This window comes from uncultured Dietzia sp. (assembly GCF_937873725.1).
Lineage (GTDB): Bacteria > Actinomycetota > Actinomycetes > Mycobacteriales > Mycobacteriaceae > Dietzia.
Window position 1 is genome coordinate 1 of record NZ_CALMYY010000074.1, and the last position, 7604, is coordinate 7604.

Here is a 7604-nt window from a genome sequence, read left to right on the forward strand (position 1 = left end):
GCGGAGGGAAGGTCCTGGTGGTCCCACCGGACCATCCGGGCCAGGATGGGGCGCCGGCCGGTGGCCAGGACGATCATCCGACCGAATGGCAGGGCGGCCAGCTCGGCGGCGGTGATGGTCTGCTTCTCGACCGTCTGGGTCGACACGGACCGTCCGCGATCGCCGCCGCCGCTGGAGATGGAGCGTTGCTGTTCGGTGTGGGTGCCGATGAGATGGGCCAGCTCGTCGAGGAATCGGTAGTCCTTGTGGCCGGGGCCGATGACGACGATCGCGGCGGCAGACCACAGCTTCTTCATGCCCTGCTCGCCCCACACTTCCACGCCCTGGGCGTAGGACTGGAGCACGGTCGAGCAGATGATGCCTCGGGAGCCGAAGGTCGAGTAGTAGTCGGGAAGCCTGGGCCACCGCACGATGTTGGCGATCTCGTCCAGGGCGGCGGTCACCGGCACCGGAAGACGCGAACCGGGGCAGGTGTCGGCCCGGTCGACCAGGGCCTTGAACACCGCGACGGTCAGGATGGACGTCACCGGCCGGCCGATCGGGTTCTCCTCGTCGGAGACCAGATACAGCGTGTCGGCCTCAGAGTTTGCAAAGGCGACCGGGTCGAAACGCTGGGCGCCGGCCTGGGGGGTCAGCCACCGCACGATCTGCCTGCGTCCCAGGCAGGAGATCATGTTCTTGGCCGCGGAGAACACGTTGGAGCGGGTGCGGGGCTCGGCGTTGTACTTGCTGGCCAGGTCCGCGGCCTGCGGCTTCCACTGGCTGTCGGCCAGGATGTCGACCGGGGTGGCGTCCTCGAGATTGGAGACCCATCCGTAGACATCGGTGATGGGACGGTTCTTCATCGCCGCTGCCAGGAACAGCGAGGCGAGCAGGTCCACGGCCTGGGAGTAGAAGTACGCGTTGGGGTCGCTGCCGGCCTCCCCGCGGGCGGTGGCGGCGTTGAAGATCTCGGCGAGCTCCTCGGCGTTGCCGTCCCACCACTGGTCGCGGCGAACGAAGTCCAGCGGGTCGAAGTACCACTTGGAGGCGTCCAGCCCGACCGCCTTGTCCTGCGGGTCGAGCACCCAGACGCGGCCGACCTGCTGACGGAACGGCATCGTGGCTTCGATGACGTCGCGCTTGCACGAGGTGGAGATGCAGATGCCCGGTGCGCGGCGGATCATCGGGATGATGCGGCTGGAGGTCTTGCCCTGGCGGGGACCCCACAGATCCAGATGCAGGTCTTCCCACCCGCCCCAGAGATCTTGGCCGGTAGCGACCTCCTTGCCGATGTACACCCCCGGGGTCTGGGTGGTGTCGCCTCGCTCGCGGTTGGCGCGGACCACGCTCTTGGCCGACAGTGACTTCACGTCAGCGCGGCCCGCCAGGTGCTTGGTGATCCCATCGACGCGAGTCCTGCGGCCCTGCCGACGCCCGACGAGCGCCGCCACCACGGCCACGAGCACAACGGCGATCACCACCAGGGCCACGGCGACGACCGTGGCGCCGGTGGTCCACTGCACCTGCCCCTGGGCCAGGTCGATCACCGCCACCGCGGGGTTACCGGGAACCTGTTGACCGGTGGGGGCGATGGATTCGCCGAGGGTGATACTGCCCCACACCGCGATCACCGCGGCCGCCACCACGCCCATCATGACCAGCGCGATCGTGGGTCCGGGCTCGCGGGTCTGGGACGTTCGTGCCAGGTCCTTGCCTGCCATTGTTGCCTCCCTGGTGTGATGTGCGCGGTTACTCGCCCACAGATCGGTATTGGTAGCTGGCGACCTTCCACGTCTCGCCGGTGCGCTTGAGCTCGACGGTCGCGGTGATGCGCTCGAGCGGGGTCGTTGCTCCGTCGGGGTGCAGCACTTTCTGCTGCACCGTGACCAGGCGCCGAGCTTCGCTCGCGTCCTGCGGGACGGGGTCCTGATCTCCGGCCAGGCTTGCGGCGCCGATCACGCGGTCACCCGAGCGCGCCCATGCCGGCCACTGCCCAGGGGCAGGATCTGGGTCCGGGCGGGTGGTGGCCGCGTCCGCCATCTGGCCGGTGAGCTGGTCGGAGATCGCGTGCATCGCATCCCACGGGGACTGCTGCTGCGCGGGGGTCCACGTGTGAATCCCTGCCATCACCGCCACCGCCACTTCGTCGGCGGTCGTGATCGGGTCGATGTGTACGTGCGCATCGGTTCCCGGTTCATCATCGCGTCCAAGCGTCAGAGCCATCGCGACGGCGGCGACCACTACCGCCACCACCGCCGCGGCGACCACGGCTACGCCCTTGGTGTTCATCGCTGTCTCCTCCTCGTCGGCGGTGTTCATGCGGCGGCGAACCTTGCGGCCTCTTGCGGCACGATGACCACGTACTTTTGCGTCTCGGCATATGGAGGTACCCCGCCGAACTGCTGCACGGCGCCGGGTCCGGCGTTATAGCCGGCCAGCATCAACGCCTGCGGGTCGCCACTGAGCTCGCCCGAGGCGATGCCCTCTCGCTGGCCCTCGGCGATCTCGCACAGGTAGCGGGCGGCGGCCATCGTCGCGTCCGCCGGGTCCGACGGAGAGCCCGAGCCGGGAGGTCCGGCGATCTGGCCGTTGTCGTCGACCTTGGCGCCCTTGGCCGCCCACGTGCCGGGCATGAACTGCCCGTACCCTTGCGCTCCGGCCGTCGAGACCGCCGTGGCCTGGAAGCCGGCCGATTCGTGGTACAGCAGCCCGGCCAGCAGCGGAGAGTCGACCTCGCGGCAGACCTGGCCTCCCAGGTCGATCCACTTGCGCAGTTCGGCGGGGATCTCGCCCGCGTTCAGGCTGCGATGCCCGAAGTCCGGGGCGCAGTCGTCGCCCCCGGCGGCGCCGGTGGTCTCGGAGTCATCGTCGGCACCGTCGGTGGGGGCGGCGCCGTAGCGCTGGTTCGGGGTGGGCTTTCCGCCGCCGGCGACGGTGACGTGCACGTGGTCGAAGTGGTTCTGGGTCGGGTCGCCCCGGTCCTCCATCTGGTTGGGCTGCCCGGTGGCGGGGATGTACTGCTGCCGCCAGATCAGGTACTCGATGTTGAAGAACTCGCGGTGCGTCAGCAGGTAGTTCGTGATGCGATTGCCCAGCTCGCGGCCCTCGCTCGAGGAGTAGTCCGGGATCATGATGTCCACGGCGCGGCCCGACGGGTGATCGGGGTAGGCATCAACAGGCCGCCACCCGCCGATGGTCTTCACGTCGGGAAAGCGCTGCGCCACGGCACGGGCCACCCGGATCGAGTCGACCTGCAAGTTCTCCTTGGAGGCGATCTTGTCCGAATCGGGCATCTCCCCACTCGAGGGCGGAGACGGCTGACGGGAGGTCGTGGACTCGTCGGTGGGCGGCGCACTGCCTCCCGAGCCCGGGTTCGCGGCCCGGTCGAGCCACGGCTGCGGATCGGTCTCGCTCCCACCGGTCAGGCGCCCGCCCTGCCACACCTCCAAATGCAGGTGGGCGCCGGTGGACTGGCCGTTGTTGCCGACCTCACCGATGTGCTGTCCTGCGGCAACGGTGTCGCCCACCTGGACGTCCACTCCGTCGTCCCACATATGGCCGTAGACGGTCGAGTAGGGCTGACCGTCGATGGTGTGGTCGATGACGATCCAGTTGCCGAACCCGCTCGCGGGGCCGGCGGCGGTCACCACGCCTGGGGCCATCGCGTACATGGGCGTGCCGTCGGCGGCGGCCAGGTCGATGCCTCGGTGGCCGGGCCGGTCTGCGCTCTTGTAGGTCGAGGACACGACGTAATCGCCTTCGGCGATCGGCAGGCTGAGCTCGCCGGCGGGCACTCCCCCGCCGCCGGTTATGGCCCCGTTCGGGCGGCACCGATCGTCGCTGCCGTCTCCGAGGATCACCACGACCACCAGCGACAGCAGGATGATCCCGATGACGATGCCGACGACGAGCTTGGCCGACCGCATCCGTCTACAGCCCTAGCTGCGCTCGAAGGGCCGCGTTCTCGGCTTGCAGCGCCCGCAGGGTGGACGAGTTGTGCGCCTGCCACGTCCCCGCGGCGACCGACCAGCGGCGCACCGAGTCGCGGCTGATGCCGAACTCGCGGGCGACGACCTCGGCGGCTGCTGAGGTCGAGGGGAACTGGGGCTCGAGCTCTGCCAGCCGCGCGACCACCTGGTCGCGGAAATCGGCGTCGTACGCAGTTGAGCTCATGCCGGCACCGCCTGCCCGGAGGGCACGCCATCGAGCAGTTCGCGGAAGCGCACGTTCGTGTCGTGGATGTTGGTTTCCCGCTCGGTCGCGGTCAGCAGAACCTGCACCGGGATCCCGGCGGTGCCGTCCTTGGACGACTTGAGCATGAACTTGCCTCGCCCCAGGGGTGGCTTCTTACGCTCGCGGGCTTCGGTGCGCTCGATCGGCGCGCCCTTGGACCAGGCGGTGATCATCGCTGCCTCAGCATCGGTGAACTGGAGGACGCCCTTGAGCCGCTCCAGCTCGCCGGCGGGAAGACCGCCGCAGATGACCATGCCGGCCCGCTCGATGAAGCCCATCGCGGTCTTGACGTCGACCTCGTTGGGCAGCGTCTCCAGGTCTCGGCCCGTGTGGGTGATCATCAGCAATCCGGTGCCGTCCGTGCGGTTCAGGCGCGTGAGCTCGTCGACGCGCTGCACCATCCCCGCCCCGGCGCCCAGGGTCGCCCACATCTCGTCGAGAATCGCCAGGAAGTAGCGCTGCGGCGCCAGACCGCAGTCGGCCAGCACGTGCGCGGCCTCCATCGCTCCATAGGCATCGGACCAGCAGGCCAGGAGCACGCCCGCCTTGAGCGACTGGTCTCCTCGAGCGATCGCCGAGACGTCGATGCAGATCGCCGGGGCGTCGAGGTCGATCTTGGTGGTGGTGTGCTCGGCGAACACCTGGCCCATGACGCCGTCGGTCAGCGACTCCAGTGTCTGGACCAGGGTTCGGACCGTGCGCCGGTACTCCGTTTCGTCGGCGACGAACAGCGCTCGCCGCAGGTCGGCGTTTCCGGATCGGATGTAGTCGATCAGGTCTCGCAGTAGCGGCGGTGAGGGGGAAGGGAAACTTCCGCCCCGGCGCCTCTCCCCCCACGAGGGGGGGATGACCAGACCCCCGAAGTCAGCCAGCGGCCGACCGCGGATCAGCTCGGCCAGCGCCACGACCATCGTGACCTGCCGCGAGTGCACCGACTCCTCGGTTTCGGTGATGGCCTCGGCAAGGCGCGTGCTGTCCTCGCCCCGGGCGCGGAGCTCGTCCAGATGGGCCTGCATCACCGGGATCGCCTCGCCCAAAGCGCCGGCGGCCAGTGGGTTCAGGTGCCCGTGCCCATGTCCGAGACGGATCACCTGCCCGCGCTTTCCGGCCGGGGTGACCATCGCGTCGGTCACCGCCACGTACTCGCCTTTGATGTCCCCGGCCACGATCGGCACATGGCCCTGGGCGACCGCGCCGATGAACTGCTTGCGGATGATCGTGGACTTGCCCAGCCCGGGCAAGGAGAGCACGAACGCCGACGGGTTGCCGATGATGCCGGCGCGGAACCACGACAACACGTCGCCGGAGACGTCCTGGCCGGTCTGTGCGTGAACCCCCAGAGGGACGCCGACCGCCGGGGCGGTCGCCCCGACCACCCACGGGTTGAAACCACAGCCGTAGTTGGTGGAGGTCTGGGTGGCGGCCGGGGCAGAGACCACTGCCATCCGCCCCGAGAACGCGCCCTTGAAGCCGCGGCCGTCGAGGGAGGCGTAGCGATTAGTGAACCGGGGCTTTCCGTAGCGGAGCTGCGGTGCCTGGCGAGCGGTGCGCGCCTGCTCGGCCCGCTCGGGGTGCTCGTCGCACCACCGCTTGTACGCACGGCCGGTTCGTGTGTGCGGCCAGGGAGGGAGCTGATCGCCTGCGGTGATACGGGCGTGCAGCTCTTCCAGCTCTGCCGGCCCGACGGGGGTCTTGGTGCGCCTGGCCATCACTCCGCCTTCGCAAACGAGGAAATCGTGGACTTCTGATCGAGCAGCACGCCCAGACCCAGCGCGGCGGCGAACGCCGCATCCTGCTGGCCGTTGGTGGCGTGCAGCCGAAGCTGAGACCGGTTGCCGAGCTGGCCGATGATCGCCGAGCCCTGGTCGAGCAGCTCAGGATCGCGCAGAGTGAGCGTCACCAGCAGCGAGTACTCGCCGAGCTGGCCGCCTCGGGCCAGCGCCTGCCGCGCGGCCTCGGTGCGCTCCAGGCGCAGGCCGGCAGAGGCCTTGCCGATCGAGCGGGTCTTGTTCGCAGCGTTGACCGCGTCGGTGTGCTCCTTCTCGACCTGCCTCACCCCGTCCCCAGCGGCGATCGGGCGGTAGATCAGCGTCACGCGCTTGCGGGGAATGTCTGACTTCGGCTCCAACAGGGGCCGCAGGACGTGGTCCGGGAACGCGGCGGCCGGCGGGGCGGCCATCTCGAACGAGCGGGACACCCAGTCTTCGTGGCGGTAGTGATTCCACTTCGCCACAGCCTCGGCCGGGCCGGCGTCGTCCCAGTCCACTCCGAGCGGCTCGCCAGACAGGCGAGCGCTGTTGATGGTCTCCTCCAGGTCGGGGCGGTAGCAACGCAACGCCAGCCCGATCGCGTCCTCCGGGTTCATCGGTGTGGCAGACACTCCCGCGTACTCGAGCCGCTGGTACAGCCCGGGCAGCCGGAAACCCAGATCGGTGGCCATCGCCTCGGGGTCCTTGCGCTGCATCGCGGTGGCTGCCTTGAAGGTGACCGCGATCCATGACCGCGTGACGAGCTTGCCGCGAGCGAACTCCACCGCCGACTCCGCCTGGATGCGGCGGGCGATCTCCGGGGTGGACTCGCTGACCGAGTCCTTCACCGCGGCGATGAGGTCCTGCCCGGTCGTCGGGTACGACTCGACGGTCACGGTGGCCGCCACGACGTCGTCGTTGAGCGACAGCTCGGCGAGCCAGGCGCCCCACTCGGCGGTCATGTCGTTGCGGTCGGCCACCGTCAGCGGCTCCTGGCCGCGTGAGGCCGCGTCCAACAGGACGGTGTACTGGTTGAGCGCGCGGTCTCGGATGAGCGCGAAATCGTTGCCGGCCACGTCGCGGCCGACGTGCAGCTCGGTCTTGGCCAGGGCACCGGGCAGCCGGTATCGGCCGCCAGGTACCCGCGAGTTAGGCCCGGACCGGTACACCGTGGAACCAGCGGCCTGTGCCCGCCAGAATTGCCAACGCATTTGAGCCACCTCGTAGAGAGTTCGATTACCGATACGCAGTACTGCCGGGGCCAGGTACGCCACCGCCAGCACCGCAATGAGCGCTCCCGCGCCTAGTCCGCCCTGCATCAGCACCAACATCGCCACGATGAAGGCGATCCCGGCGATGATCGTGGCCCGCAGCGGCAGGCCGAACATGCCGGTGCGCTGCGACTTCTCACCCAGCGTGTAGAGCCGAAGGTCCGTTGCCTCCCCTGATGCAGACACCAGCGATCTCCTTGCCGTCAGCGGTAGTGGTGGGGTGTTGGGTGAGCTGCCAGCGCACCGTCGATCATCTGCTCGGTCGTCTGTGTCGCTCGAGCCGTTGTCTGAGCTGCCGTCGCCACCGCGCCCACCCCGGCAGCGGCGGCGCCGATGCCTGCGGCGCTGCCACCGGACACTGAGGCAGACA

The 7604-nt window shown here is 69.2% G+C and carries 6 protein-coding genes; all 6 read right to left on the minus strand.

What is annotated here, in order from left to right; all coding sequences use genetic code 11:
- Positions 1-1703 (minus strand): type IV secretory system conjugative DNA transfer family protein (locus Q0444_RS07535; RefSeq protein WP_299022638.1); only part of this gene is annotated, 1703 nt, incomplete at its 3' end.
- 28 nt (positions 1704-1731) lie between these two features.
- Positions 1732-2301, minus strand: a complete 570-nt coding sequence (locus Q0444_RS07540) for a hypothetical protein (protein WP_299022640.1) — start codon at positions 2299-2301, stop codon at positions 1732-1734.
- Positions 2298-3908: a peptidoglycan DD-metalloendopeptidase family protein gene (locus Q0444_RS07545; protein WP_299022643.1), complete on the minus strand. Its 1611-nt coding sequence runs from the start codon at positions 3906-3908 to the stop codon at positions 2298-2300. Before Q0444_RS07545 ends, Q0444_RS07540 begins: the two co-directional genes overlap by 4 nt.
- 4 nt (positions 3909-3912) lie before the next feature.
- Positions 3913-4155 carry a transposase gene (locus Q0444_RS07550; protein ID WP_063935020.1) on the minus strand — a complete coding sequence of 81 codons (243 nt, stop codon included), beginning with the start codon at positions 4153-4155 and terminating at the stop codon, positions 3913-3915.
- On the minus strand, positions 4152-5924 hold the full coding sequence (locus Q0444_RS07555; RefSeq protein WP_299022651.1) for an ATP/GTP-binding protein: 1773 nt from the start codon (positions 5922-5924) through the stop codon (positions 4152-4154). The genes Q0444_RS07550 and Q0444_RS07555 overlap by 4 nt, the downstream gene beginning before the upstream one ends.
- A complete protein-coding gene (locus tag Q0444_RS07560; protein WP_299022654.1) occupies positions 5924-7420 on the minus strand; it encodes an SCO6880 family protein in 1497 nt (498 codons plus the stop codon). Before Q0444_RS07560 ends, Q0444_RS07555 begins: the two co-directional genes overlap by 1 nt.
- Positions 7421-7604: the final 184 nt, after the last annotated feature.

Coding starts and splice junctions, on each gene's coding strand:
- Q0444_RS07540 (WP_299022640.1), bottom strand. CDS start 2,301: ATGAACACCGCCGACGAGGAGGAGACAGCGATGAACACCAAGGGCGTA.
- Q0444_RS07550 (WP_063935020.1), bottom strand. CDS start 4,155: ATGAGCTCAACTGCGTACGACGCCGATTTCCGCGACCAGGTGGTCGCG.
- Q0444_RS07555 (WP_299022651.1), bottom strand. CDS start 5,924: ATGGCCAGGCGCACCAAGACCCCCGTCGGGCCGGCAGAGCTGGAAGAG.
- Q0444_RS07545 (WP_299022643.1), bottom strand. CDS start 3,908: ATGCGGTCGGCCAAGCTCGTCGTCGGCATCGTCATCGGGATCATCCTG.